Source organism: Leucobacter sp. gxy201 (assembly GCF_051043335.1).
GTDB lineage: Bacteria > Actinomycetota > Actinomycetes > Actinomycetales > Microbacteriaceae > Leucobacter.
Map to the genome: position 1 here is coordinate 321,126 of NZ_JAMXWS010000001.1, position 25,909 is coordinate 347,034.

The 25,909-nt window shown below is 65.5% G+C and carries 35 protein-coding genes; 34 read left to right on the top strand and 1 reads right to left on the bottom strand.

The features are described 5' to 3' along the window. The first annotated feature begins 2 nt into the window (after positions 1-2). The 13 genes from NHL51_RS01420 (at position 3) to NHL51_RS01480 (ending at position 14,954) form a co-directional block, all read left to right on the top strand. A complete protein-coding gene (locus NHL51_RS01420) occupies positions 3-1,721 on the top strand; it encodes an AIPR family protein (RefSeq protein ID WP_434141232.1) in 1,719 nt (572 codons plus the stop codon). 303 nt (positions 1,722-2,024) lie between these two features. Then, the gene (locus NHL51_RS01425; RefSeq protein ID WP_434141234.1) at positions 2,025-2,375 is read left to right on the top strand and encodes a type II toxin-antitoxin system RelE/ParE family toxin; all 351 of its coding nucleotides are present in this window, start codon (positions 2,025-2,027) and stop codon (positions 2,373-2,375) included. Positions 2,376-2,380: 5 nt separating this feature from the next. Then, on the top strand, positions 2,381-2,686 hold the full coding sequence (locus tag NHL51_RS01430; RefSeq protein ID WP_434141674.1) for a helix-turn-helix domain-containing protein: 306 nt from the start codon (positions 2,381-2,383) through the stop codon (positions 2,684-2,686). A gap of 69 nt (positions 2,687-2,755) precedes the next feature. Continuing rightward, positions 2,756-3,394: a class I SAM-dependent DNA methyltransferase gene (locus NHL51_RS01435; protein ID WP_434141236.1), complete on the top strand. Its 639-nt coding sequence runs from the start codon at positions 2,756-2,758 to the stop codon at positions 3,392-3,394. Then, positions 3,391-5,061 (top strand): ABC-F family ATP-binding cassette domain-containing protein, encoded by a 1,671-nt coding sequence (locus tag NHL51_RS01440; protein ID WP_434141238.1) that lies wholly within the window; start codon positions 3,391-3,393, stop codon positions 5,059-5,061. Before NHL51_RS01435 ends, NHL51_RS01440 begins: the two co-directional genes overlap by 4 nt. 60 nt (positions 5,062-5,121) lie before the next feature. Then, a complete protein-coding gene (locus tag NHL51_RS01445) occupies positions 5,122-6,219 on the top strand; it encodes a tellurite resistance/C4-dicarboxylate transporter family protein (protein WP_434141240.1) in 1,098 nt (365 codons plus the stop codon). A 55-nt stretch (positions 6,220-6,274) separates the two neighbouring features. Continuing rightward, positions 6,275-7,087, top strand: coding sequence for an alpha/beta fold hydrolase (locus tag NHL51_RS01450; RefSeq protein ID WP_434141242.1), 813 nt, complete (start codon positions 6,275-6,277; stop codon positions 7,085-7,087). A gap of 292 nt (positions 7,088-7,379) precedes the next feature. Beyond that, positions 7,380-7,751 carry a 30S ribosomal protein S12 gene (gene rpsL, locus NHL51_RS01455; RefSeq protein ID WP_434141244.1) on the top strand — a complete coding sequence of 124 codons (372 nt, stop codon included), beginning with the start codon at positions 7,380-7,382 and terminating at the stop codon, positions 7,749-7,751. Continuing rightward, a complete protein-coding gene (rpsG, locus tag NHL51_RS01460; RefSeq protein ID WP_434141245.1) occupies positions 7,751-8,221 on the top strand; it encodes a 30S ribosomal protein S7 in 471 nt (156 codons plus the stop codon). Before rpsL ends, rpsG begins: the two co-directional genes overlap by 1 nt. 133 nt (positions 8,222-8,354) lie before the next feature. Then, positions 8,355-10,475, top strand: a complete 2,121-nt coding sequence (gene fusA / locus NHL51_RS01465; protein WP_434141247.1) for an elongation factor G — start codon at positions 8,355-8,357, stop codon at positions 10,473-10,475. Between the two features lie 164 nt (positions 10,476-10,639). Further along, positions 10,640-11,833, top strand: a complete 1,194-nt coding sequence (gene tuf / locus NHL51_RS01470) for an elongation factor Tu (protein ID WP_434141249.1) — start codon at positions 10,640-10,642, stop codon at positions 11,831-11,833. Between the two features lie 215 nt (positions 11,834-12,048). Further along, positions 12,049-13,848: a polysaccharide biosynthesis protein gene (locus tag NHL51_RS01475; RefSeq protein ID WP_434141251.1), complete on the top strand. Its 1,800-nt coding sequence runs from the start codon at positions 12,049-12,051 to the stop codon at positions 13,846-13,848. Next, on the top strand, positions 13,848-14,954 hold the full coding sequence (locus NHL51_RS01480) for a UDP-phosphate alpha-N-acetyl-D-fucosaminephosphotransferase (RefSeq protein WP_434141675.1): 1,107 nt from the start codon (positions 13,848-13,850) through the stop codon (positions 14,952-14,954). The genes NHL51_RS01475 and NHL51_RS01480 overlap by 1 nt, the downstream gene beginning before the upstream one ends. A gap of 13 nt (positions 14,955-14,967) precedes the next feature. On the opposite strand, the gene NHL51_RS01485 is transcribed toward NHL51_RS01480, so the two are convergent. After that, on the bottom strand, positions 14,968-15,216 hold the full coding sequence (locus NHL51_RS01485) for a hypothetical protein (protein ID WP_434141253.1): 249 nt from the start codon (positions 15,214-15,216) through the stop codon (positions 14,968-14,970). Positions 15,217-15,267: 51 nt separating this feature from the next. On the opposite strand from NHL51_RS01485, the gene NHL51_RS01490 reads away from it, so the two are divergent. The 21 genes from NHL51_RS01490 to rplO all read left to right on the top strand — a co-directional run bounded on the left by NHL51_RS01490 (position 15,268) and on the right by rplO (position 25,718). Then, entirely contained in the window at positions 15,268-15,714 is a 447-nt protein-coding gene (locus NHL51_RS01490) for a MarR family winged helix-turn-helix transcriptional regulator (protein WP_434141254.1), read from the top strand. A gap of 625 nt (positions 15,715-16,339) precedes the next feature. Next, a complete protein-coding gene (gene rpsJ / locus NHL51_RS01495) occupies positions 16,340-16,648 on the top strand; it encodes a 30S ribosomal protein S10 (RefSeq protein WP_025133701.1) in 309 nt (102 codons plus the stop codon). Positions 16,649-16,662: 14 nt separating this feature from the next. Then, positions 16,663-17,316 (top strand): 50S ribosomal protein L3, encoded by a 654-nt coding sequence (gene rplC, locus NHL51_RS01500; protein WP_434141256.1) that lies wholly within the window; start codon positions 16,663-16,665, stop codon positions 17,314-17,316. A 3-nt stretch (positions 17,317-17,319) separates the two neighbouring features. Next, positions 17,320-17,973: a 50S ribosomal protein L4 gene (rplD, locus tag NHL51_RS01505; RefSeq protein WP_434141258.1), complete on the top strand. Its 654-nt coding sequence runs from the start codon at positions 17,320-17,322 to the stop codon at positions 17,971-17,973. Beyond that, complete coding sequence (gene rplW, locus NHL51_RS01510) at positions 17,970-18,269, top strand: 50S ribosomal protein L23 (RefSeq protein ID WP_434141260.1); 300 nt, start codon at positions 17,970-17,972, stop codon at positions 18,267-18,269. Before rplD ends, rplW begins: the two co-directional genes overlap by 4 nt. Before the next feature lie 20 nt (positions 18,270-18,289). Continuing rightward, positions 18,290-19,126 carry a 50S ribosomal protein L2 gene (gene rplB, locus NHL51_RS01515; protein WP_434141262.1) on the top strand — a complete coding sequence of 279 codons (837 nt, stop codon included), beginning with the start codon at positions 18,290-18,292 and terminating at the stop codon, positions 19,124-19,126. Positions 19,127-19,150: 24 nt separating this feature from the next. After that, positions 19,151-19,432 (top strand): 30S ribosomal protein S19, encoded by a 282-nt coding sequence (gene rpsS / locus NHL51_RS01520; RefSeq protein WP_434141264.1) that lies wholly within the window; start codon positions 19,151-19,153, stop codon positions 19,430-19,432. Between the two features lie 26 nt (positions 19,433-19,458). Then, positions 19,459-19,839, top strand: a complete 381-nt coding sequence (gene rplV, locus NHL51_RS01525) for a 50S ribosomal protein L22 (RefSeq protein WP_223044592.1) — start codon at positions 19,459-19,461, stop codon at positions 19,837-19,839. A 4-nt stretch (positions 19,840-19,843) separates the two neighbouring features. Then, the gene (gene rpsC, locus NHL51_RS01530; RefSeq protein ID WP_434141266.1) at positions 19,844-20,602 is read left to right on the top strand and encodes a 30S ribosomal protein S3; all 759 of its coding nucleotides are present in this window, start codon (positions 19,844-19,846) and stop codon (positions 20,600-20,602) included. Positions 20,603-20,604: 2 nt separating this feature from the next. Then, positions 20,605-21,024, top strand: coding sequence for a 50S ribosomal protein L16 (gene rplP / locus NHL51_RS01535; protein ID WP_434141268.1), 420 nt, complete (start codon positions 20,605-20,607; stop codon positions 21,022-21,024). Beyond that, complete coding sequence (gene rpmC, locus NHL51_RS01540; RefSeq protein WP_434141270.1) at positions 21,024-21,332, top strand: 50S ribosomal protein L29; 309 nt, start codon at positions 21,024-21,026, stop codon at positions 21,330-21,332. The genes rplP and rpmC overlap by 1 nt, the downstream gene beginning before the upstream one ends. A 2-nt stretch (positions 21,333-21,334) precedes the next feature. Then, positions 21,335-21,607: a 30S ribosomal protein S17 gene (rpsQ, locus tag NHL51_RS01545; RefSeq protein ID WP_434141272.1), complete on the top strand. Its 273-nt coding sequence runs from the start codon at positions 21,335-21,337 to the stop codon at positions 21,605-21,607. Between the two features lie 31 nt (positions 21,608-21,638). Further along, complete coding sequence (rplN, locus tag NHL51_RS01550) at positions 21,639-22,007, top strand: 50S ribosomal protein L14 (RefSeq protein ID WP_434141274.1); 369 nt, start codon at positions 21,639-21,641, stop codon at positions 22,005-22,007. A 4-nt stretch (positions 22,008-22,011) separates the two neighbouring features. Beyond that, the gene (gene rplX, locus NHL51_RS01555) at positions 22,012-22,374 is read left to right on the top strand and encodes a 50S ribosomal protein L24 (RefSeq protein ID WP_434141276.1); all 363 of its coding nucleotides are present in this window, start codon (positions 22,012-22,014) and stop codon (positions 22,372-22,374) included. Next, positions 22,374-22,934: a 50S ribosomal protein L5 gene (gene rplE / locus NHL51_RS01560; protein ID WP_434141277.1), complete on the top strand. Its 561-nt coding sequence runs from the start codon at positions 22,374-22,376 to the stop codon at positions 22,932-22,934. The genes rplX and rplE overlap by 1 nt, the downstream gene beginning before the upstream one ends. Positions 22,935-23,050: 116 nt before the next feature. Beyond that, positions 23,051-23,449: a 30S ribosomal protein S8 gene (gene rpsH / locus NHL51_RS01565; RefSeq protein ID WP_434141279.1), complete on the top strand. Its 399-nt coding sequence runs from the start codon at positions 23,051-23,053 to the stop codon at positions 23,447-23,449. 6 nt (positions 23,450-23,455) lie between these two features. Then, complete coding sequence (gene rplF, locus NHL51_RS01570; RefSeq protein WP_434141281.1) at positions 23,456-23,992, top strand: 50S ribosomal protein L6; 537 nt, start codon at positions 23,456-23,458, stop codon at positions 23,990-23,992. Position 23,993: 1 nt separating this feature from the next. Then, entirely contained in the window at positions 23,994-24,368 is a 375-nt protein-coding gene (gene rplR, locus NHL51_RS01575) for a 50S ribosomal protein L18 (protein WP_434141283.1), read from the top strand. Then, complete coding sequence (rpsE, locus tag NHL51_RS01580; RefSeq protein WP_434141285.1) at positions 24,365-25,072, top strand: 30S ribosomal protein S5; 708 nt, start codon at positions 24,365-24,367, stop codon at positions 25,070-25,072. Before rplR ends, rpsE begins: the two co-directional genes overlap by 4 nt. Beyond that, entirely contained in the window at positions 25,072-25,257 is a 186-nt protein-coding gene (gene rpmD, locus NHL51_RS01585) for a 50S ribosomal protein L30 (protein WP_434141287.1), read from the top strand. Before rpsE ends, rpmD begins: the two co-directional genes overlap by 1 nt. Then, positions 25,254-25,718, top strand: a complete 465-nt coding sequence (rplO, locus tag NHL51_RS01590) for a 50S ribosomal protein L15 (protein ID WP_434141676.1) — start codon at positions 25,254-25,256, stop codon at positions 25,716-25,718. The genes rpmD and rplO overlap by 4 nt, the downstream gene beginning before the upstream one ends. The last annotated feature ends 191 nt before the right edge of the window (positions 25,719-25,909 follow it).

A 25,909-nucleotide genomic window follows, 5' to 3' on the forward strand; every position in this document is an offset into this window, starting at 1 on the left:
GAATGGGTGCCAACGATGTCGTCTTGCTTGAAGACATGGTCGAAAGATCTCGGCTTGAGACTGCAGGGTTTAATGCTGCGGAGCAAGAGGCCTACTTCGTTTCTTCTAACTACTTGAACAAGTACCGACCCAGTCATGATGACGTGCTTTCCGGTATCGTCGATGGCACGCGTGATGGTGGTATTGACGCGATCCACATTTTCGCTAACGGTTATTACCTCAGAGACGGTGTGAATGCAGCCGCCCTTGGGCGGAACCCTCAGCTTGATTTGGTGTTAATTCAAGTAAAGAACACAAAAGGGTTTGGCGAGAGTGCCGTTGAAAAACTGATTATCCATCTTCCCAAACTGTTGGATTTCTCGCGTGACGATAGCGCGCTCGCAAAGGAATTTAATCCTCGGCTAGTTGAGATTACTCGACGGTTTCTCAACACATATCGAGCGATGGACCTCCCAAGGCTCAGGATTTCTGTTGCGTTCGCCGCACTAAAAGCTGAACACATACACCCCAACGTTGAGTTGAAAGCCACTCAGCTAGAGGGAACTCTTAAAGATTGCTTCGGGAACTGCGAGCCCGTGGTTGAACTGCTAGATGCGGCGAGTATCGCAGATCTCGTGCGCGACAAACCCCCTGTAACGGCAGAACTTACTTTGGCTGAGAACCCGATTTCTACTGATATGACCGGTGGTTATGTTGGATTAGTCAAGCTGTATGACTATCAGAAGTTCATTACCGATGAAACAGGTCAATTGGACGCGGCGCTCTTTGATGCGAACGTGCGCGACTATGACAGCGGGTCGGAAGTGAACAAGAGCATTGAAGGAACCCTCGGTACGCAGGACAACGAAGTTGACTTCTGGTGGCTTAACAATGGCGTCACGATTGTAGCTGACCGAGTGCAGCCTGCCGGAAAACTTTTGCATCTGGACTCGCCTCAGATCGTGAATGGGCTTCAGACGTCCCATGAGATCTACAAGAAAGGGTCGTCGAGCGAGTATGCGGATGACCGTGGCGTATTGGTAAAGGTGATCCAGGCTGGAGACGATCTAGTCAAGGACCGGATTATTCGCGCCACGAATAGTCAAACCATTCTTGGGTTGAGTTCGCTGCGCGCGACTGATCGCGTGCAGCGAGAGATCGAAGAGTTCTTGAGCATCCATGGCCTTTCCTACGAGCGGCGTAAAAACTTCTATCGAAATCGGCAGATCCCCCTCAGGAAGCTCGTGTCTATCGATCAAATGGGGCAGGCTGTGCTAGCGACACTGGTTCAATCTCCGCACATTTCTAGAGGTGAAGTATCGCGGATCTTTCAAGACGATATCTATCGCGTGGTCTTTAGCGGGACGCAACCGATGAATATGTATTATTCCGCCATCGCGATTGTGCGTACTTGCGAGGAGTTTTTACGAGCACGTCGGGACACTGGACAAGTCGAGGATTTTGTCTTTCATCTTTCGATGGCCGCTGCAATGGCGGTGACGCGGAAGAGGGAGCCCTCCGCGAAGGATCTGGCCTCGATTGGGGAAATGCCTTCTGAAGAAATGCTGACGAGGCTCATGAGAGTTGTGCAGCAAGCGTTCACCGAGGCTGCACGCGAGACTCGGGAGGTGCTATTCGAAAGGCTCGCTAAGGATGCGCGGGCCACGAAGACGCTCAAGGCCCATATGAGACGCTATCTTGCTTCTTCGCCGAGGCGGCGTAGAGAACCCATCTCGAGCTGATCGGATCTGTCATTACCTGGATTGCCGCTCTCCGATACCTTGAGGCGACGTCTGCGAGTGGCGGTTCAACGTCTGATAGGAAATCGGTGGAGCTCCGTATCGGACGAACGTCTGTGAGCGGCGAACAGTAATGCTTGCCTGGGAAGCCGAAGGCGGACGATCGCGCTCGAATCGTCGAGATGCTGGACGGAAATCCCTTCTCGCGAAAAGTGGTTGCATATTCGCTTTCGCACACGCCTCGAGCTGTGACTGGCTGATCCACGACCCATTGCAGGTAGACCCTGTGGGGTCTAAGCTGATGTCATGTGGAGCGTGGACATCGAGTTGATCGCAGGGTGGCTCGCTTCCTTGGACGAGGACTCGTACGTACAGGTGGTCGCTGCGATTGAGCTGCTTGAGGAGCGCGGTCCTCAGCTCGGACGGCTCCTTGTCGATACGGTGTCTTCGTCGAGACACCGCAATATGAAGGAACTCAGGCCAGGTTCGTCTGGCCGGTCCGAACTGCGCCTCCTGTTCGCCTTCGACCCGGAGCGCTCAGCGATCATGCTGATCGCTGGCGACAAGGCCGGCAATTGGACACGTTGGTATGGAAAGAATATCCCGCTGGCCGACGACACGTTCGACGACCACTTGCGCAGACTGAGAGGAAAGTGATCGAGATGGCTGTGTCGCTGAAGGATTTCGTCGCCGAGCGTCCCGTGGACCGGGAGCGCGTCGAGGCACACAAGGAGCGGCTGCTCGCAGAAGTGCGCGCGTACCGGCTGCGCGAGTTGCGCGAGGAAGCCGGCCTCACGCAGGCCCAGCTCGCCGAGCGCATCGGCGTTGGTCAGCGCCAGGTCTCCAAGATCGAGCACGGCGATCTCGACAGTGCGAAGATCGGCACGATCCGCAGTTACCTCAAGGCGGTCGGGGGCAGTCTGGCTATCGAATACGTTCTGGGCGACCAGCGTGTTCAGGTGGTCTGAGAGCAGACGTTCTCAGCCGCGGCGACGTCTGCGAATGGCACCTCAACGTCTGAGCGCAGGGACCTCATGATGCGCGACGCCCGCGAGGCGTACGGCGCCCGGGCGGCCGAGTACATCGACCTCCTCGGCGATGTCGGCGCGATGTCGCCGATCGATCGTCGCACGATCGAGGAGTGGGCTGCGAGTATCGACGGCCGCATCCTCGACGCGGGCTGCGGCCCCGGTCACTGGACCGCGCACCTGCGATCCCGCGGCGCTGACATCGAGGGCATCGACCAGGTTCCGGGGTTCATCGACAGTGCCCGCTCTCGCTTCCCCGGAACCGAATACCGCCTCGGCGGGCTGGAGGCGATCCCGGCGGAGGCGGGGGAGCTGGCCGGCATCCTCGCCTGGTATTCGGTCATCCATGTCGACCCAGTGAATCTGCCCGACGTGCTCGCGGAGTTCGCGCGATCCCTGGCTCCGGGCGGTCGCCTGCTGCTGGGCTTCTTCGAGGGGTCGCGCGTCGAGTCGTTCCCGCACGCCGTGACGACCGCATACTTCTGGCCGACCGAGGAGATGGCCCGTCTGCTCGAAGCGGCGGGGTTCCGGGTGCTCGAGGTGCAGACGCGAACGGACCCGGGCTGCCGCCCGCATGCCGCCATCTCCGCGATCCGCACTCCCGTAGGAGACGTGCGTCCTGGCGGCTCGCCTACAGTTGAGGGGTGACTGCAACGCTCGTGGCCTCAGGCCTCGCGGGAGGGTACGCCCACCGCACGCTCTTCGACGGCCTCGACCTGACCGTCGCCCCCGGCGACGTGATCGGCGTCGTGGGGGTGAACGGTGCCGGCAAATCGACGTTGCTGAGCATCCTCGCCGGCGCGATCGCCCCGCAGGAGGGCGCGGTTTCACTCGCCCCGGCCGACGCGTTCGTCGGCTGGCTGCCGCAGGAGCACACCCCGATCGAGGGTGAGACGATCGGCCGGTACGTCGCTCGCAGAACCGGCGTCTCGGAGGCGGCGGCGCGGCTCGACGCCGCCTCCGAAGCGTTCGCGAGCGCCTCGGAGCACGGCGACCCGGGCGGCAGCACGGCCGACGAGTACTCCGCCGCGCTCGACCGGTGGCTCGCGACCGGTGGCGCGGACCTCGACGAGCGGCTGCCCGCGGTGCTGGCTGATCTCGGCGTCGCCGTCGACGAGGTGGCGACCGATGCGCTCATGACGTCGCTCTCGGGCGGTCAGAAGGCGCGTGTGGCGCTCGCCGCACTGCTCTGCTCCCGGTTCGACATCGTGCTGCTCGACGAGCCGACGAACGACCTCGACCTCGACGGGCTGGAGCGTCTCGAGACGTTCGTGCGCGGGCTGCGCGGCGGCGTCGTGCTCGTGAGCCATGACCGCGAATTCCTCGCCCGCTCGGTCACCCGCGTGCTCGAGCTCGACTTCGCGCAGCGCACGAACCGCGTCTACGGCGGCGGGTACGAGGCGTACCTCGAGGAGCGCGCCACGCTGCGGCAGCAGGCCCGCGAGGAGTACGACGAGTTCGCGGCGAAGAAGGCCGATCTCGTCGGCCGTGCCCGTACGCAGCGGGAATGGTCGAGCAAGGGCGTGCGCAATGCGATGCGCAAGGCGCCCGATAACGACAAGATCAAGCGCAAGGCATCGGCCGAGTCGAGCGAGAAGCAGGCGCAGAAGGTGCGCCAGATGGAGAGCCGCATCGCCCGGCTCGAGGAGGTCGAGGAGCCGCGCAAGGAGTGGCGTCTCGAATTCTCGATCGGGTCGGCCCCGCGCTCGAGCTCGGTCGTCGCGACGCTGAACGAGGCCGTGGCGCGGCAGGGAGACTTCGTGCTCGGGCCGGTCTCGCTGCAGGTCGATGCCGGGGAGCGGATCGGGATCACGGGGCCGAACGGCGCCGGGAAATCGACGCTGCTGCGGCTGCTGCTCGGAGACCGCGCGCCGGACGAGGGTGCGGCGAGTCTCGGCAGCTCGGTCGCGATCGGTCGGATCGATCAGACCCGCACGCTGCTCACGGGCCCCGCACCCCTCGCCGAGGCGTTCGAGCAGCTCGTACCCGAGTACACGTCGGCCGAGGTACGCACGCTGCTCGCGAAGTTCGGGCTCAGGGCCGACCACGTGCTGCGGCCGCTCGACGGGCTCTCGCCAGGGGAGCGCACGCGTGCGGGGCTCGCTCTGCTGCAGGCCCGCGGCGTCAACGTGCTCGTGCTCGACGAGCCCACGAACCACCTCGATCTCGAGGCGATCGAGCAGCTCGAACAGGCGCTCGAGACCTACGACGGCGCGCTGCTGCTCGTGACGCACGACCGCCGTATGCTCGAGAACGTGCGCCTCGGCAGCCGCTGGGAGGTCGACGCGGGGCGGGTGACCCAGCTCGTGGTGTAACCCGGCGCGAACGGGCCGCGGACCGGGGGGCCGCGGACTGGGCGCGGTACGCTGGCTCCTATGACCGCACGCGATCGCACGCTCTCGGCAGCGGTGGCGCATCTCTCGCCCGGGTATTTCGCCCTCGTGATGGCGACCGGCATCGTCTCGATCGCGCTGCGCGATGCGGGGGCCGGGCTGCCGGCGCCAGCAGCGGCGCTCGCCGCCGGGCTCTCGGCCGCGCTCCTGGGCATCGCGATCGTCGCGTACCTCGTGCTCTGGGTGCTGTTCGCGTGGCGCGCGATCGCCTTCCCGCACCAGCTGCGCGCCGATCTGCGCAGCCCCGAGCAGGCCTTCGGATTCTTCACCGTGGTCGCGGGCACCGATGTGCTCGCGGTGCGGATCGCGCAGGCGGGCGCCGTGCCTCTGGCGATCGGGTTCGTGATCGTGGCCGTCGCGCTGTGGTGCGTATTCGGCTATCTGCTGCCGTGGCAGGTGCTGGTGGCGCGCGATCGCGAGGAGCGCATCCTGTCGCGCACGAACGGCAGCTGGTTCGTGTGGGCGGTCGCGAGCCAGTCGCTCGCGGTCGCGGCTGCCGAGATCCAGCCCCACGCGGGCCCGGCGGCCGTGCCCTGGCTCGGTATGCTGGCGGTGATGTCGTGGTCGGTGGGCGTGGCGCTCTACGCGGGTGTCGCGATGCTGGTGCTCCTGCGCATCGTGCATTACGGCATCGCTCCCGAAGAGTTCACGCCGCCCTACTGGGTCGCGATGGGGGCGCTCGCGATCGCGGTCGTCGCCGGGTCGGGAATCGTCGGCATGGCGTCGACGCCGATGGTCGACGCGGCGCGCGGCCTCATCGCGGCGCTCGTGGTGGTGTTCTGGTGCTTCTGCGCCTGGCTGACGCCGCTGCTCGTGGGGGCCGGTTTCTGGCGGCATGCCGTGCACCGCATACCGCTCGACTACGAGCCGGGGCTGTGGTCGATGGTCTTCCCGGTCGGCATGATCGCGGTCGCGTCGATGTCGATGGGCCGCGCCGACGATCTCGCGGTCGTGCATGAGATCGGCCGCGCGATCGCGATCGCTTCGGTGCTCGTGTGGGCCGTCGTGTTCGCGGGGCTCGTGCGCCGCATCGCCCGGGTGCTTGCGGCATCGTCGCGTGCGCGGCGCATCGCGGCATAGGCGGGGCCGCTCCCGACAGGGATCGCTTCTTCCCCGTATGCCCTAGGTTTGAGGGGTGACCGTCTCGATCTCCTGCCCCGTCCACTCGACCGTCATCGGCGATGACGGCGCCCCGGTGCGCGCCGTCTTCCTCCACGGCCTCTTCGGGCGCGGCAAGAACTTCACGACGATCGCGCAGGCGCTCGCCCCCGAGGTGCAGAGCCTCATGGTCGATCTGCCGAACCACGGCCAGTCGGGGTGGACCGAGCGCTTCGACTACGCGGACATGGCCGACCTGGTCGCCGAGCACCTGCGCGCCGAGTTCGCCGCGCGCGGTCCCGTCGCCGTCATCGGGCATTCGATGGGCGGCAAAGTCGCGATGGTGCTGGCGCTGCGCCACCCCGATCTCGTGCGGCGCCTCGTCGTGATCGACATCTCGCCCGACACGGGCGGCGAGGTGCGCGGCGAGTTCCCGCACCTGCTCTCGGCGCTCGCATCGCTCGACCTCCGGGCCGTGCACAAGCGGGGCGAGGCGAGCGCGGCGCTGCGCGAGCAGATCCCGAACAGCACGGTGCGCGGCTTCCTCATGCAGAACCTGAAGCGCGAGGGCGACGGCTTCGTCTGGGAGCCGAACCTCGCGCTGCTGCGCGCCGAGCTCGACACCGTCATGGGCTTCCCCTCGGATCCGGGGGAGCCGTACGAGGGCCCCGTGCTCTGGATGGGCGGCGAGAAATCCGACTACGTCACCGACGACGACGCCCCCGCGATGCGCGCGCTCTTCCCGCGCACGCAGCGCATCACGGTGAAGGGCGCCGGGCACTGGGTGCACGCCGAGCAGCCCGACACGGTCGTGGCTGCGCTGCGCCGGTTCCTGCTGCCCCGGGGCTGAGCGGAGACCGTGCTCGGCGATCCCTGGAGAAACCTTGCAGAAGCAGGGATCACCCCGTAAAGTGGCTTCTTGGTGTGTTCCACTGATTGAGCCGTGCCCAAACGGCGCAGCCAGGGGAGCGCGTCAGGGTCCCTCGCTCGAAGAGCTGACACCCCCACGGCATAGCTGCACTCGGTAGCCCCGATCGCCTCGGCGAAGAGGGCCGCAGCAGCTCCGCGGTCGTGCAAACGCCCGCACATGCTTGTCAATCAACGGCAATCCTGTCACCGTGCAGGAACAACTAGGAGAATCAGTGCCTACTATTCAGCAGCTGGTTCGCAAGGGCCGGACGCCGAAGGTCACCAAGACCAAGGCGCCCGCTCTGAAGGCGAACCCTCAGCAGCGCGGTGTGTGCACCCGTGTGTACACCACCACCCCGAAGAAGCCGAACTCGGCGATGCGTAAGGTCGCTCGTGTGAAGCTCTCGAACGGTACCGAGGTCACGGCCTACATCCCCGGTGAGGGCCACAACCTGCAGGAGCACTCGATGGTGCTCGTGCGCGGTGGTCGTGTGAAGGACCTCCCCGGTGTCCGCTACAAGATCGTGCGCGGCGCGCTCGACACGCAGGCGGTCAAGGACCGCCAGCAGGCTCGCAGCCGCTACGGTGCAAAGAAGGTGAAGTAATGCCTCGTAAGGGTCCTGCTCCCAAGCGTCCCGTCGTCGCCGATCCGGTATACGGCGCGCCGATCGTCAGCCAGCTCGTCAACAAGATCCTGGTCGACGGCAAGAAGGGTCTCGCGGAGCGCATCGTCTACAACGCGCTCGAGACCGTCGCCGAGAAGTCCGGCCAGGACGCGGTCACGGTGCTCAAGAAGGCGCTCGACAACGTGCGCCCCACGCTCGAGGTCCGTTCGCGTCGCGTCGGCGGCAGCACCTACCAGGTGCCCGTCGAGGTGAAGCCGCACCGTGCGAACACGCTCGCACTGCGCTGGCTCACCAGCTACGCGAAGGCCCGTCGCGAGAACTCGATGACCGACCGTCTCACCAACGAGATCCTCGACGCTTCGAACGGCCTCGGCGCCGCAGTGAAGCGCCGTGAGGACACTCACAAGATGGCCGAGTCGAACCGCGCGTTCGCTCACTACCGCTGGTAGAAGCCGAATCGTCGCCCCGGGTCCTTCCGCCCGTGCTGCATCCCGCAGGACGGCGGAGGGTCCGGGACGGCCTCGGGGCGAGCGATCCTCGCCCCACTCCCACAACTTTCATCCCCACACCTGGAGGAGACCCGTGGCACAAGACGTGCTCACCGACCTGAGCAAGGTCCGCAACATCGGCATCATGGCCCACATCGATGCCGGCAAGACCACCACGACCGAGCGCATCCTGTTCTACACGGGTGTCAACCACAAGCTGGGCGAGACCCACGACGGCGGCGCGACGACCGACTGGATGGAGCAGGAGAAGGAGCGCGGCATCACGATCACGTCTGCCGCCGTGACCTGCTTCTGGAACAAGAACCAGATCAACATCATCGACACCCCGGGCCACGTCGACTTCACCGTCGAGGTGGAGCGCTCGCTCCGCGTGCTCGACGGCGCTGTCGCAGTGTTCGACGGCAAGGAGGGCGTGGAGCCCCAGTCGGAGACCGTGTGGCGCCAGGCCGACAAGTACGGCGTGCCCCGCATCTGCTTCGTCAACAAGATGGACAAGATGGGCGCCGACTTCTACTTCACGGTCGACACCATCATCAACCGCCTCGGCGCGAAGCCGCTCGTGATGCAGCTGCCCATCGGCTCGGAGTCCGACTTCACCGGCGTCGTCGACCTGCTCACCATGCAGGCGTTCGTCTGGGAGGGCGACTCGAAGGGCGACGTCACCCTCGGCGCGAACTACGAGACCCGCGAGATCCCCGCCGACCTCCAGGCCAAGGCCGAGGAGTACCGCGCGCAGCTCGTCGAGACCGTCGCCGAGACCGATGACGCGCTGCTCGAGAAGTTCTTCGGCGGCGAAGAGCTCACGATCGACGAGATCAAGGGCGGCATCCGCAAGCTCGTCGTGAACAACGAGATCTACCCCGTGTACTGCGGCTCTGCGTTCAAGAACCGCGGCATCCAGCCGATGCTCGACGCGGTCGTCGACTTCCTGCCGAACCCGCTCGACGTGGGCGCCATCGAGGCGCACGACCCGCGCGACGAGTCGGTCATCATCGAGCGCAAGCCCTCGGCCGACGAGCCCTTCTCGGCGCTCGCGTTCAAGGTCGCCGTGCACCCGTTCTTCGGTCGTCTCACCTACGTGCGCGTCTACTCGGGCCAGGTCGATTCGGGCACCCAGGTCGTCAACTCGACCAAGGGCAAGAAGGAGCGCATCGGCAAGATCTTCCAGATGCACGCGAACAAGGAGAACCCCGTCGACGAGCTCACGGCGGGCAATATCTACGCCGTGATCGGACTGAAGGACACCACCACCGGTGACACCCTCTGCGACGCGAACAACCAGGTCGTGCTCGAGTCGATGACCTTCCCGGAGCCCGTGATCGAGGTCGCGATCGAGCCCAAGACCAAGGGCGACCAGGAGAAGCTCGGCACCGCCATCCAGAAGCTCGCCGAAGAGGATCCCACGTTCCGCGTGAGCCTCAACGCCGAGACCGGCCAGACCGTCATCGCCGGCATGGGCGAGCTGCACCTCGACATCCTCGTGGATCGCATGAAGCGCGAGTTCAAGGTCGAGGCGAACGTCGGCAAGCCGCAGGTCGCGTACCGCGAGACGATTCGCAAGACCGTCGCGAAGTACGATTACACGCACAAGAAGCAGACCGGTGGTTCGGGCCAGTTCGCGAAGGTCCAGATCGCGCTCGCTCCGCTCGAGGCGGAAGAGGGCAGCGACAAGATCTACGAGTTCGAGGACAAGGTCACCGGCGGCCGCGTGCCGCGCGAGTACATCCCCTCGGTCGACGCGGGCATCAAGGACGCCATGCAGTACGGCATCCTCGCGGGCTTCCCGATGGTCAACGTCAAGGCGACCCTGCTCGACGGCCAGTACCACGACGTCGACTCCTCGGAGATGGCGTTCAAGATCGCCGGCTCGATGGCCTTCAAGGAGGCCGCGCGCATGGCTCAGCCCGTGCTGCTCGAGCCGATGATGGCCGTCGAGGTGCGTACGCCCGAGGAGTACATGGGCGACGTCATCGGCGACCTGAACTCGCGCCGCGGTCAGATCCAGTCGATGGAGGACGCGTCGGGCGTCAAGGTCGTTCGCGCCCTCGTCCCGCTCTCCGAGATGTTCGGGTACATCGGCGACCTCCGGTCGAAGACCAGTGGTCGTGCCGTGTTCTCGATGGTCTTCGACTCCTACGCCGAGGTCCCCAAGGCCGTGGCCGAGGAGATCGTTCAGAAGGCTAAGGGCGAGTAATTCCGCCCGGAGGTCGGTGCCGACGGTTCCGTCGGCACCGACCTTGAGGCTCGGCTCGCGATCACCGGCCCGAGCTAGTAACATAAGTACACAAACCCCGTGCCCGTCCGCCTTCGAAACCATCGGAGGACAGCGGGTGCAACGACGTCCTGAGGAGGACCATAGTGGCGAAGGCCAAGTTCGAGCGGACCAAGCCGCACGTAAACATCGGAACCATCGGTCACGTCGATCACGGTAAGACCACCCTTACCGCGGCGATCTCGAAGACCCTGGCCGACAAGTTCCCGTCTGAGACCAACGTCCAGCGCGACTACGACCAGATCGACTCGGCTCCGGAAGAGCGCCAGCGCGGCATTACCATCAACATCTCGCACGTCGAGTACGAGACCCCGAAGCGCCACTACGCGCACGTTGATGCCCCCGGTCACGCTGACTACATCAAGAACATGATCACGGGTGCCGCTCAGATGGACGGCGCGATCCTCGTGGTTGCGGCGACCGACGGCCTCATGGCTCAGTCGAAGGAGCACATCCTCCTCGCCAAGCAGGTCGGCGTTCCCTACCTGCTCGTCGCCCTCAACAAGTGCGACATGGTCGACGACGAGGAGATCCTCGAGCTCGTCGAGATGGAGGTCCGCGAGGAGCTCTCGAAGAACGGCTTCGACGGCGACAACGCTCCCGTCGTGCGCGTGTCCGGCTACGGCGCCCTCCAGGGCGAGGAGAAGTGGGCCAACGCGATCCTCGAGCTCATGGAGGCGGTCGACGAGTCGATCCCCGACCCCGTGCGCGACAAGGACAAGCCGTTCCTCATGCCCGTCGAGGACGTCTTCACCATCACCGGCCGCGGCACCGTCGTCACCGGCCGCGCCGAGCGCGGTACGCTGAAGATCAACTCCGAGGTCGAGATCGTGGGTCTGCGCCCGACGCAGAAGACCACCGTCACCGGTATCGAGATGTTCCACAAGCAGCTCGACGAGGCATGGGCCGGCGAGAACTGTGGCCTCCTCCTCCGCGGCACCAAGCGCGAAGAGGTCGAGCGCGGCCAGGTCGTCGTCGCTCCCGGCTCGATCACCCCGCACACCAAGTTCGAGGGCTCGGCCTACATCCTCAAGAAGGAAGAGGGCGGCCGCCACAACCCGTTCGAGACGAACTACCGTCCGCAGTTCTACTTCCGTACGACTGACGTGACCGGTGTCATCACCCTGCCCGAGGACAAGCCGATGGTGATGCCCGGCGACACCACCGACATGTCGGTCGAGCTGATCCAGCCGATCGCCATGGAAGAGGGCCTCGGCTTCGCGATCCGTGAGGGTGGCCGCACCGTCGGTGCCGGCACGGTCACCAAGATCGTCGAATAAGGTTCTTCGAGTACTGCTCGAGTGAACGGGAGCCCCTGAGGAGTCATCCTCAGGGGCTCCTCTCGTTTTTCGCCGAGTCTTCTGCGGGAGCGGCCCCGCCGTGACCGCTCCTGCGGCGAAACGGCACCGCGTGAGCAGGCCGGCCGGTGCGGGCGCGGTATCCTCGTAGATGTAGACGGGCGGCGATTCTTGCGCCCGGGATGAACGGAGGGCGAGTGCCGCAAACAATCGGGCAGCGCTTCACCAATTTTCTGAAGCAGTACGGCGTGCTCTTCCTCGGCGACGCCTGCGCTTGGGCGATCGGCATTCTCGCCGCCCTCGTGCTGCGGTACGACTTCGAACTGGTGCTGATCCACAAGGGCTGGACCGCGGTGCTGATCGCGTTCACCATCCTGATCCAACTCATCGCGGGGTGGGCGTTCTGGCTCTACCGCAACCGATATGAGACCGGCAGCTTCGACGAGGTCAAGGCGATCGTCATCGACGTCACCGCCGTAATGGTGGTCGCGTGGGTGTTCGCCTACCTCGTGGGCTACGGCAACGGCATCCCGCGCAGCACGATGATCATCGCCGCCCCGATCACCTTCAGCGTGATGGGCGTCGTGCGCTACATCTGGCGTCTGCGCACCGAGCGCCAGCTCAAGCCGGGCCTCGAAGCCGAACGCACCCTGCTCTACGGCGCCGGCTACCTCGGCGTGCAGACCGCCAAGCGGCTGCTCACCGACCCGAAGGCGGCCGTGCTGCCCGTCGGGTTCCTCGACGACTCCGCGACCAAGCAGCACCAGGAGGTGCGCGGTGTGCGCGTGCTCGGCCCGCTCAGCGAGCTCACATCGATCGCACGATCGACCGGGGCCACGCAGCTCATCGTCTGCATCGGCGACGCCGACGTCGCGATGCTGCGCCGCGTCGACGAGGCTGCGGATCGTGCGGGGCTCACGGTGCTCGTGCTGCCGCCGCTCGACCAGATCCTGCACAATTCCTCGGTGATCTCGGAGGTGCGCGAGCTCTCGATCGAAGACCTCATCGGGCGGCACCCGGTGCGCCTGGAGACCGAGTCGATCGCCGACTACCTGCAGGACAAGCGGGTGCTCGTCACCGGTGCGGGCGGTTCGATCGGCTCGGAGCTGTGCCGTCAGCTCGCCCGCTTCGCGCCGCGGGAACTGATGATGCTCGACCGCGACGAGACGTCGTTGCAGGAGACGCAGCTCTCCATCAGCGGTCACGGGCTGCTCGACACCCGCGACGTCGTGCTCGCGGACATCCGCGACGCGGATACTCTGCAGCGCATCTTCGCCGACCGCAAGCCCGAAGTCGTGTTCCACGCCGCGGCCCTGAAGCACCTGCCGATGCTCGAGCAGTACCCCGACGAGGCGTGGAAGACCAATGTGCTCGGTACGCTCAACGTGTTGAACGCCGCGGCATCGGTCGGCGTCGGCACCTTCGTGAACGTGTCGACGGACAAGGCAGCGAACCCGACGAGCGTGCTCGGGCATTCGAAGCGGGTCGCCGAGAAGCTGACCGCCTGGATGGCTCAGCAGACGCAGCAGCGCTACCTCTCCGTGCGCTTCGGCAATGTGATCGGCAGTCGCGGCTCGATGCTGCCGACGTTCCGCTCGCTCATCGAAGCGGGCGGTCCGCTGACCGTCACCCACCCCGATGTCACGCGCTACTTCATGACCATTCCGGAGGCGTCGCAGCTCGTCATCCAGGCCGGTGGCATCGGCCGACCGGGCGAGGTGCTCATCCTCGACATGGGGGAGCCCGTCCTCATCCTCGACGTCGCCAAGCGCATGATCGCGCAGTCGGGCAAAGACGTCGACATCGTCTTCACCGGTCTGCGCCACGGCGAGAAGCTGCACGAGGTGCTCATCGGCGACGGCGAGGGCGACGAACGGCCCTTCCATCCGAAGATCTCGCACGCGCACGTCGATACGATCTCGCCGACGGTGCTCGACCACGCAGGCTGGGTCGCACGGCTCGACCTGACCGCGGATGCCGAGGAGCGCGTGCAGTGATGCTGCTCGAGCACACCGGGGGCTCGAGCTGGTTGGAGGCGAGCCTGACCCCCGTGCTCCTCGGTCTCATCGCCGGCGCGCTGACGCTCGCGGCGAGCCTGTTCCTCCCCTTCGCGGTGCGGCCCCTGCTCGAGCAGTGGGGCATCATGGACGTGCCGAACGAGCGCTCCTCGCACACGCGGCCGATCCTGCGCGGCCTCGGCCTGGCGGTGCTCATCGCGATGGTCGTCGTCGGCATCGTCTCGGTGCTGCTGCTCTGGCTCGCCGACCGGCCCGGCTGGGCGACGCTGCTCGTGTGCGTCGTCGGCTTCGCGTGCAGCGGGCTGCTCGGCCTGCGCGAGGATCTGAGCGGGCTCAGCGTGCGCGCCCGGAGCATCGCGCTGCTCGCGATCGGTCTCGTCACACCGGCCCTGCTCTTCCTCGTCTCCGACCCCGCACCGACGATCGCCTGGATCGCCGGCGCCCCCGGCGCACCGTCATCGGCGATCGCGGTGACCGCGCTGATCGTGTACGCCGTGCTCTTCACCTCGAGCTACATCAACGTCGCGAACTTCATGGACGGGCTGAACGGCATCAGCGGTTTCCACGGCACGATCGCCGGCGTCGCCTTCGCCGTCGCCGGCGCCGCGACCGGTCGCGAATGGCTGACGCTCGCGGGGCTCGTGCTCGCCGCGGGTTTCCTCGGCTTCCTGCCCTGGAACCTTACGAAGCCCGGCGCCTTCCTCGGCGATGTCGGCAGCTATCTGCTGGGCGGCGCGGTCGCGATCACGAGCTTCGCCGCGCTCATGTCGGGGGTGCCGTTCCTCGCGACGATCGGGCCGATGGTCATCTACTTCGGCGACGTCGGAGTGACGCTCGTCAAGCGCGTGCGCGCCGGCAAGCGGTGGGATGAACCGCACAAGGAGCACACCTATCAGCGCATCCAGCAGCTCGGCTACAGCCACGTCGCAGCGTCCGCGATGGCGGCGGGCTGCACGTTCGTGACCTCTGCGCTCGGTCTGCTGGCGATCGCCACCGGCCTCATCGGCACGCTCGTGCTGCTCCTCGGCGGAGTCGCCGTGCTCGTCCTCTACCTCGCGCTCCCGAAGCTCCTTCCGGCGCGCTGAACGAGCGGCCCCGTCAGGGGCAGATCAGATGGGTGCGCTTGCCCGGTCCGCCGCGGTCGATGCGGTGGCCGGACATGAGCTCGCTGCACACGGGGCAGACCGGCTTCGCCGGAGGCCGGTACGGCGGCTCGTTCCGGTCTCCGAGCTGCGCCGGGCCCTCGATCTGATAGAGGAATCGCAGGATCGCCGGGAAGAATCCGGGGACGCCGTCGTACGGGGTCTTGTGCCAGAGATGGTACTTCTCACGTTTTTGTTTGCCCACGAACGAAATCGTAACACGAACATTAGGGCACAAACGAGTTAGAATCGAACCATGGAACTTCTGCCGGACGATGCGCTCGAACTCGACCGACAGGTGTGCTTCGCCCTCGCGGTCGCGAGTCGCAGCGTCATCGGCGCATATCGGCCGATTCTGGAGCCGCTCGGCCTCACGCACCCGCAGTATCTGACCATGCTCGCCCTCTGGGAGCACGCGCCGCTGCGCTTCGGCGAGATCGCGGAGATGCTGCGGCTCGACCCCGCGACCCTCTCGCCCATCATCAAGCGGCTCGAGCACTCCGGCCTCATCGAGCGCGAGCCCGTGGCCGGCGATGAGCGCACTTTCCAGCTCGTACTGACCGAGCAGGGGAGCGCGCTGCGCGAGCAGGCGTTGAGCGTGCCGCCGGCGGTGATCGCGCGCCTCGGGCTGCCGGTCGAACGCCTCATGGCGCTGCGCGACGAGCTCGTCGTCATCATCGAGGCCGTGGAGCGCGGGCAGTAGGCGGCGAGCGTCTTGTGGTCGATCGCTCTCTGTGTGCACGGATAACGATAGGTCGGGCGTACGTCTTGTCCGCGGGCGGAGCGATTCGGATTGTGAGCGCATCGGGGTTGGCGTGGTGTGCTGAAAGCACGACAGCGCCGGGGGACCCCGCCCAAGCGAACAAACGAATCGCGGAGCGACACGCCTGCGGCCAGCGCTAAGAACGAAGGCCATTTCTGGCCTTCGTGCACTGGTCGGGGAGCCCGTCTCTGGCTCCCGTCGGGCCCGAGCGACACGCCCGGGTTGCGCGATCCCCGGGCGCGTGTCAGAATAGACAGGTTCAGTACTCCGGGCTTCGGCGCGGATCACTGCTCGTCCGGTGCAGAATGGCCGCGATCCCTGTGGGAGAGCGCGACTTTCTGCCGCGAGTAGCGAACGCACCGCGCACCATGATCGACCAGGTTTCGTACCTGGCCGTTTTCGTGTGCGCGACCGCTTCTCCTCCGAGAAGCGTTTTGACAGGTGAACAGAGACCCAGTACGAAGCGCGCATGAGCGCCGAAGTGCCACGGGCGCTGATACGCAAGACGTCCAATGCTGCAGGCCAGAAGCCTGCAGTACGACGCAAGTAGAAAGTTGAGAGTCACATGGCGGGACAGAAGATCCGCATCCGACTGAAGTCGTATGATCACGAGGTCATCGACAACTCTGCACGTAAGATCGTCGACACGGTGACCCGCGCGGGTGCGACCGTGATCGGCCCCGTGCCGCTCCCCACCGAGAAGAACGTGATCGCAGTGATCCGTTCGCCTCACAAGTACAAGGACAGCCGCGAGCACTTCGAGAAGCGCACGCACAAGCGTCTGATCGACATCGTCGATCCCACTCCGAAGGCCGTCGATTCGCTCATGCGTCTCGATCTGCCTGCTGATGTCAACATCGAGATCAAGCTGTAAGGGGGATTCGAAACATGTCTGCAGTACGCAATGTCAAGGGTCTCTTGGGCACCAAGCTCGGTATGACTCAGGTCTGGGACGAGAACGGCAACGTCGTTCCCGTCACCGTCATCGAGGTGGCTCCGAACGTCGTCACCCAGATCCGCACCCCCGAGATCGACGGCTACAGCGCCGTCCAGATCGCTGCGGGTCAGATCGATCCCCGTAAGGTGAACCAGCCGACCGCTGGTCACTTCCAGAAGGCGGGCGTCACGCCCCGTCGTCACCTCACCGAGGTCCGCACGGCAGATGCTGCCGAGTACACCCTCGGCCAGGAGCTCACGCTCGACGCCACCTTCGAAGCCGGTCAGAAGATCGACGTCGTCGGTACCTCGAAGGGCAAGGGCTTCGCCGGCACCATGAAGCGTCACAACTTCTCGGGCGTCAGCGCTTCGCACGGCGCGCACCGCAACCACCGCAAGCCGGGTTCGGTCGGCGGCGCAGCTACGCCGGGTCGCGTCTTCCGCGGCCAGAAGATGGCCGGCCGCATGGGTGGCGATCGCGTCACCGTGCAGAACCTCACCGTGCAGGCGATCGACGCAGAGAAGGGTCTCATCCTGGTCAAGGGTGCGGTTCCCGGTGCTCGCGGTCGTCTCGTTTTCGTTCGCAACGCAGTGAAGGGGGCGTAGTTCATGGCTACCGCTACCAAGCTCGAGGTGCTCGACGCGCAGGGCAAGAAGGCCGGTTCGGTCGATCTGCCCGAGGCGATCTTCGGCACCGAGACCAACGTCCCGCTGATCCATCAGGTGGTCACCGCTCAGCTCGCAGCTGCGCGCCAGGGTACGCACAAGACCAAGAACCGCGGCGAGCGCTCCGGTTCGGGCGTCAAGCCGTTCAAGCAGAAGGGCACTGGCCGTGCACGCCAGGGCTCGGTCCGCATGCCGCAGCACCGCGGTGGCGGCATCGTCCACGGGCCCGTGCCCCGCGATTACTCGCAGCGCACCCCCAAGAAGATGATCGCTGCTGCTCTGACCGGTCTGCTCTCGGATCGCGCCCGCGCGAACCGTCTGCACGTCGTCGAGGGCTTCGGCATCGCCGATAAGCCCAGCACCAAGACCGCTCGCGAGTTCCTCGCATCGGTCGCTCCGGGCAAGCGCGTTCTCGTGGTCGTCGACCGCGAAGACGAGCTGACCGCTCTGAGCGTGCGCAACCTGCAGTTCGTTCACGTGCTGTATCAGGATCAGCTCAACGCCTACGACGTGGTCGTCAGCGACGATCTCGTCTTCACCAAGGCCGCCTTCGACGCGTTTGTCGACGGCCGCGCCGCCAAGGAGGACACGAAGTGAGCCTGAACAAGTCCGCACACGACGTCATCATCCGCCCCATCGTTTCCGAGAAGAGCTACGGCCTCATCGACGCCAACGGTCAGTACACCTTCGAGGTGGCTCCGACGGCGAACAAGTCCGAGATCAAGCTCGCGATCGAGTCGGTCTTCGACGTGAAGGTCGAGAAGGTCCGCACCCTGAACCGTAAGGGCAAGACCCGTCGCACGAAGTTTGGCATGGGCAAGCGCAAGGACACCAAGCGCGCCATCGTCACGCTGAAGTCGGGTTCCATCGACATCTTCACGGCTGCGCTGTAGAGGGCGAGAAGGAATACAACATGGCTATTCGCAAGTACAAGCCGACGACCCCGGGTCGTCGCGGTTCGAGCGTCGCTGATTTCGCCGAGATCACCCGCTCCACGCCCGAGAAGTCGCTGCTCCGCCCGCTCCCCAAGACGGGCGGCCGCAACAACCAGGGTCGCATCACCACCCGCCACATCGGCGGTGGCCACAAGCGCCAGTACCGCGTCATCGACTTCCGTCGCAATGACAAGGACGGCGTGAACGCCAAGGTCGCGCACATCGAGTACGACCCGAACCGCACGGCGCGCATCGCGCTGCTGCACTTCGAGGACGGCACGAAGCGCTACATCCTCGCCCCGAGCAAGCTGAAGCAGGGCGACGTCGTCGAGTCGGGCGCCGGTGCCGATATCAAGCCCGGCAACAACCTGCCTCTGAAGAACATCCCGACGGGTACGGTCGTTCACGCGATCGAGCTGAAGCCCGGCGGGGGCGCCAAGATGGCACGTTCGGCAGGCGCCTCGGTGCGTCTCGTCGCGAAGGACGGCCCCTACGCCCAGCTGCGTCTGCCCTCGGGCGAGATCCGCAACGTCGATGCGCGCTGCCGCGCGACCATCGGCGAGGTCGGCAACGCCGAGCAGTCGAACATCAACTGGGGCAAGGCCGGTCGCATGCGCTGGAAGGGCGTGCGCCCGACCGTCCGCGGTGTCGTCATGAACCCGGTCGACCACCCGCACGGCGGTGGCGAGGGCCGTACCTCGGGTGGTCGCCACCCGGTCAGCCCGTGGGGTCAGAAGGAAGGCCGTACGCGCCGTCCGAACAAGGAAAGCGACAAGCTCATCGTTCGTCGCCGCACCGTTGGCAAGAAGCGCTAGTCGGCAGGTAGGAGAGAGTAGAAGATGCCTCGTAGTCTCAAGAAGGGCCCCTTCGTCGACAACCACCTGCTTGGCAAGGTAGTTGCTCAGAACGAAGCCGGCACCAAGAACGTGATCAAGACCTGGTCGCGCCGCTCGATGATCATCCCCGCAATGCTGGGTCACACCATCGCAGTGCACGACGGTCGCAAGCACATTCCCGTATTCGTCACCGAAACCATGGTCGGTCACAAGCTGGGCGAGTTCGCGCCCACTCGTACCTTCCGCGGTCACGTGAAGGACGACAAGAAGGGCCGTCGCCGCTAACGCGGTGACGTGAAGGAGGAAGAGAAATGGTGGAGTCGATCGCCCGCGTGCGTCATATCCGCATCACCCCCCAGAAGGCCCGTCGCGTCGTTGACCTGGTTCGCGGTAAGAACGCCCAGGAGGCACTCGCCATCCTGAAGTTCGCACCTCAGGCAGCTGCAGAGCCCGTGTTCAAGCTGGTCGCCTCGGCGATCGCGAACGCTCGCGTGAAGGCTGACAACGAGAACCTGCGCCTCAACGAGGACGAGCTCGTCGTAGCCCGCGCCTTCGTCGACGAGGGCGCGACGCTCAAGCGTTTCCGCCCGCGTGCACAGGGTCGCGCATTCCGTATCAACAAGCGCACGAGCCACATCACGGTCGTTCTTCAGACCGCCGATGAGCTCGCCGCCGCGAAGAAGGGAGCCTAACGGTATGGGCCAGAAGATTCATCCCTACGGCTTCCGCCTCGGGATCACTACCGACCACGTGTCGCGCTGGTTCTCGGACTCGACCAAGAAGGGTCAGCGCTACGCTGATTACCTGGCCGAGGACATCAAGATCCGCCAGCACCTGACCACGCAGCTCGATCGCGCCGGCGTCTCGCGCGTCGAGATCGAGCGCACCCGCGACCGCGTCCGCGTGGACATCCACTCGGCGCGTCCCGGTATCGTCATCGGTCGCCGCGGCGCCGAGGCCGAGCGCATCCGCGCCGACCTCGAGAAGCTGACCGGCAAGCAGATCCAGCTGAACATTCTCGAGGTCAAGAACCCCGAGGCCGATGCTCAGCTCGTCGCTCAGGGCATCGCCGAGCAGCTCGCCGCTCGCGTGGCTTTCCGCCGCGCGATGCGCAAGGGCCTGCAGGGTGCTCAGCGCGCCGGCGCCAAGGGCGTCCGCATCCAGGTCTCCGGCCGCCTCGGCGGCGCCGAGATGAGCCGTTCGGAGTTCTACCGCGAGGGTCGCGTGCCGCTGCACACGCTGCGCGCGAACATCGACTACGGCTTCTACGAGGCGAAGACCACCTTCGGCCGCATCGGCGTGAAGGTCTGGATCTACAAGGGCGACCTCACTAACAAGGAACTCGCACGCGAGCAGGCGGCCCAGAAGCCGTCGCGCGACCGCGGCGACCGCCGTCGCGCCCCCCGTGGCGCACAGGCCGAGGCTGCACCCGCTGCAGCAGGAGCGGAGAAGTAAGCATGCTGATTCCCCGTCGAGTCAAGTACCGCAAGCCGCACCACCCGGGCCGTTCGGGCCAGGCCAAGGGCGGCACCAAGGTCACCTTCGGTGAGTTCGGTATTCAGGCGCTCACCCCCGCTTACGTGACGAACCGTCAGATCGAGTCCGCTCGTATCGCGATGACCCGTCACATCAAGCGCGGTGGCAAGGTGTGGATCAATATCTACCCCGACCAGCCCCTCACCAAGAAGCCCGCAGAAACCCGTATGGGTTCGGGTAAGGGTTCGCCCGAGTGGTGGGTGGCCAATGTCAAGCCGGGCCGCGTCCTCTTCGAGGTCGCCGGTGTCGACGAGCAGCTGGCCCGCGAGGCGATGACCCGCGCGATCCACAAGCTGCCGCTCAAGGCCCGCATTATCAAGCGCGAGGAGGGCGACGCGTAATGGCGATCGGTACCAAGGAACTGGCCATCACGGAACTCGATACCTTCGAGAACGAGCGTCTGGCCGAAGAGCTGAAGAAGGCCAAGGCCGAGCTCTTCAATCTGCGTTTCCAGTCGGCCACCGGCCAGCTGGAGAGCCACGGCCGCGTGCGCCAGGTGAAGCGCGACATCGCTCGCATCTACACCGTGCTGCGCGAGCGCGAGCTCGGGATCCGGGCGACGCCCGCTCCCGCGGCTCCCGCCAAGGCCAAGAAGGCTACGAAGAAGACCGAGCAGGCGGACGCCGCCGCTGAAACGAAGGAGGCCTGAGTATGGCTGAGGTCGAGAAGGAACAGCGCGGCTACCGTAAGACTCGCCGCGGCTACGTCGTCAGCGACAAGATGGACAAGACCATCGTCGTCGAGGTCGAGGACCGTGTGAAGCACCCGCTCTACGGCAAGGTCATGCGCCGTTCGTCGAAGGTGAAGGCCCACGACGAGCAGAACACCGCCGGCATCGGCGATCTCGTGCTCATCCACGAGACCCGCCCGCTGAGCGCCTCGAAGCGCTGGCGTCTGGTCGAGATCCTCGAGAAGGCGAAGTAAGCCCCCGGCTTACTGATTGAAGGAGTAGCAAGTGATTCAGCAGGAATCCCGACTCAAGGTCGCCGACAACACCGGCGCCAAGGAGTTGCTCACGATCCGTGTCCTCGGGGGATCGAAGCGTCGTTACGCCGGTCTCGGCGACACGATCGTCGCAACCGTCAAGGATGCGATCCCCGGCGGCAACGTGAAGAAGGGCGACATCGTCAAGGCGGTCGTCGTTCGCGCTCGCAAGTCGACCCGTCGTGCCGATGGCTCGTACATCAGCTTCGACGAGAACGCAGCCGTCATTCTCAAGGCAGACGGGGAGCCCCGCGGCACCCGTATCTTCGGGCCGGTCGGCCGTGAGCTTCGCGACAAGAAGTTCATGAAGATCGTCTCGCTCGCACCGGAGGTGATCTAGTCCTATGGGCGCAAAGATCAAGAAGGGTGACCTCGTCGAGGTCATCTCGGGCCCGTCGCAGGAGCGCGGCGGCTACAAGGGCAAGCAGGGGCGCGTCATCGACGTCCTCACCGACAGCGATCGCGTCGTCGTGGAAGGCGTGAACTACGTCAAGAAGCACGTCGCGGCCGGTCAGACGAGCGGTGGCGCCCGCGAGGGCGGCATCGAGACCGTCGAGGCCCCGATCCATATTTCGAACGTCGCCATCGTCGACCCCGAGACGAAGAAGCCGACCCGTGTCGGTTTCCGCGTCGAAGAGGTCGAGAAGGACGGCAAGAAGAAGACCGTTCGCGTGCGCTACGCGAAGAAGTCTGGGAAGGATCTCTGATGGCCGAGGCTAAGGTTCAGCCCAGTCTGAAGCAGAAGTACCGCGGCGAGATCGTGCCGCAGCTGCGCGAGCAGTTCGACTACGCCAACATCATGCAGGTTCCCGGCCTCGTCAAGGTCGTCGTGAACACCGGTGTCGGCGAAGCCGCACGCGACAGCAAGGTGATCGAGGGCGCCATCGCCGACCTCACCAAGATCACCGGCCAGAAGCCCATGGTCACCAAGGCCCGCAAGTCCATCGCGCAGTTCAAGCTGCGCGAGGGCCAGGCCATCGGTGCGCACGTCACTCTCCGTGGCGACCGTGCATGGGAGTTCCTCGACCGTCTCGTCAACCTCGCACTGCCGCGCATCCGCGATTTCCGCGGTCTGTCGCCCAAGCAGTTCGACGGCAACGGCAACTACACCTTCGGATTGACTGAGCAGAGTGTGTTCCACGAGATCGATCAGGATAAGATTGATCGGGTGCGCGGTTTCGACATCACTGTCGTGACTACCGCTCAGACCGACGACGAGGGTCGCGCGCTGCTCAAGGCGCTCGGCTTCCCGTTCAAGTCCGAATAACTGAATAGTCCAAACGGCGAGGGTGTCCGGGGTTTCCCGGGCACCCGATCCGTGTGTCACCCAGGTCGGCGGTCGTGTAACGGCCGTCGATACCAGGCGAGAAAGAAGAGTCACTCATGACTATGACTGATCCGGTCGCAGATCTGCTGACCCGGCTGCGCAACGCAAGCGGTGCGCATCATGACGACGTTTCGCTTCCCGGCTCGAAGCTGAAGGAGCGGATCGCAGAGATCCTCAAGCGCGAGGGCTACATCACCGACTGGAAGGTGGAGCCGGCTCGCGTCGGGACCACGCTGACCCTGTCGCTGAAGTACGGCCCGAACCGCGAGCCCTCGATCGAGGGGCTGAAGCGCGTTTCGAAGCCCGGTCTTCGCGTGTACGCGCGTTCGACCGAGATCCCGAGCGTGCTCGGCGGCCTCGGCGTTGCGATCCTGTCCACCTCCTCCGGTCTGCTGACCGACCGCGAGGCCGAGCAGAAGGGCGTCGGCGGCGAAGTGCTCGCCTACGTGTGGTAAGCCGTCATGTCACGTATTGGAAAGCTTCCCATCACCGTTCCCGGTGGTGTTGATGTCAAGATCGATGGCCAGCAGGTCACGGTCAAGGGTTCGAAGGGCGAGCTCTCGCTCGTCGTCTCCGAGCCCATCCGCGTCGCTCTCGAGGACGGCCAGGTTCTGGTCACCCGTCCCGACGACGAGCGCGAGTCGCGAGCGCTGCACGGTCTGACCCGCACGCTCATCAACAACAACATCGTCGGCGTCACCGCGGGCTACTCGAAGTCGCTCGAGGTCGTCGGCACCGGCTACCGCGTGCAGCAGAAGGGCACCGGCATCGAGCTGGCGCTCGGCTTCTCGCACCCGGTCACCTTCGACGCCCCCGAGGGCATCGCCATCGCGGTCGAGGGCGCCAACAAGATCACCGTGAGCGGTATCTCGAAGCAGGCTGTCGGCGAAGCCGCAGCGAAAATCCGCAAGCTGAAGAAGCCGGAGCCCTACAAGGGCAAGGGCATCCGCTACGCGGGCGAGAACGTTCGTCGCAAGGCTGGAAAGGCTGGTAAGTAACATGGCCGCATCTATTTCCCGGGCTAAGGGCCGTACCGCGGCTCGCCTGCGCCGCCATGCCCGCCTTCGCAAGAAGATCGTCGGCACGGAGGTCCGCCCCCGTCTCGTCGTGACCCGCTCGTCGCGTCACGTCTTCGTCCAGGTCATCGACGACTCGAAGGGCCACACCGTGGCCTCGGCGTCGACCATGGAAGCGGATCTGCGCGTCTTCGAGGGCGACAAGACCGCCAAGGCGCACAAGGTCGGCGAACTCGTCGCCGAGCGCGCGAAGAACGCCGGTGTCGAAGCCGTCGTCTTCGACCGCGGTGGCAGCAAGTACGCAGGTCGCGTGGCGGCAGTCGCCGACGGCGCACGTGAGGGAGGGCTGTCACTGTGAGCAACGAAACTAAGGAGCAGCAAGTGACTGCAGAGGCCCCGGCCGAGACCCAGGCCGCAGCGGCACCCGCACAGGATCACCGCGGCGAGCCCCGCGAGCAGCGTCGCGGCAGCCGCGACCGCGGCACCCGTGGCGAGCGCGGCGGTCGCGACCGCAACGACAGCCAGTTCCTGGAGCGCGTCGTCACCATCAACCGCGTGTCGAAGGTCGTCAAGGGCGGCCGTCGCTTCAGCTTCACCGCGCTCGTCGTGGTGGGCGATGGCAACGGCACCGTCGGCGTCGGCTACGGCAAGGCGAAGGAAGTTCCCCTCGCCATCTCCAAGGGCGTCGAGGAGGCGAAGAAGAACTTCTTCCGCGTGCCTCGCGTCGGCAGCACCATCCCGCACCCCATCCAGGGTGAGGCAGCCGCAGGCGTCGTCCTGCTGCGCCCGGCCGCTGCCGGTACCGGTGTTATCGCCGGTGGCCCGGTCCGCGCCGTCCTCGAGTGCGCCGGCATCCACGACGTGCTGAGCAAGTCGCTCGGTTCGTCGAACACCCTGAACATCGTGCACGCGACCGTCGAGGCCCTGCAGAAGCTCGAGGAGCCCCGCTCCGTCGCAGCTCGCCGCGGGCTCGACTTCGACCACGTCGCGCCGGCTCGCATCGTGCGCGCCGAGGCGAAGGCGCTGGCCGACGCTGCCGCGAAGGCAAAGGCAGGTGCGTGATGGCGAAGTCCTTGAAGATTACGCAGAAGAAGTCCGTTATCAGTGAGAAGCAGAACCAGCGCGAGACGCTGCGCAGCCTCGGTCTCCGCAAGATCGGCCAGTCGGTCGTTCGCGAGGACACCCAGGCCAACCGCGGCTACATCCGTGCGGTCGCTCACCTGGTAGAGGTTGAGGAGATCGACTGATGAGCGAGAAGAACGAGGAGCGCCAGCAGGTGCTCAAGGCGCATCACCTGCGCCCCGCCGCCGGTTCGAAGACCGCCAAGACCCGCGTGGGTCGCGGTGAGGGCTCGAAGGGCAAGACCGCGGGCCGCGGCACCAAGGGCACCAAGGCCCGGTACCAGGTGAAGGCCGGCTTCGAGGGCGGCCAGATGCCGCTGCACATGCGTACGCCGAAGCTGCGCGGGTTCAAGAACCCGTTCCGCGTGGAGTACCAGGTGGTCAACGTCTCGAAGCTCGCCGAGCTCTACCCCGCGGGGGGCGACGTCACCGTCGCCGATCTCGTGGAGAAGGGCGCTGTCCGCGCGAACCAGCCCGTCAAGGTGCTGGGCGACGGCGACATCCAGGTGAAGCTCACCGTCGATGTCGACAAGGTCTCCGGCTCGGCCGAGCAGAAGATCGTCGCAGCCGGCGGTCAGATCAAGTAAGCGTTCGAGTCTGACTCGGAATGCGGGGGAGTCGCGGGCCGGCAGCACATGCCGGCTCGCGATATCCCCCTTTTTTCTTCCCAGCGAGTTGCGTACGCGGTCGATTACGACCTCGGTGCAGCGTGTAGGCTGGTGTGGTTGGTTATCGTCGTGAGGCGAAGCCCCATGACGACGTCCCCAGGAGGCAGGAT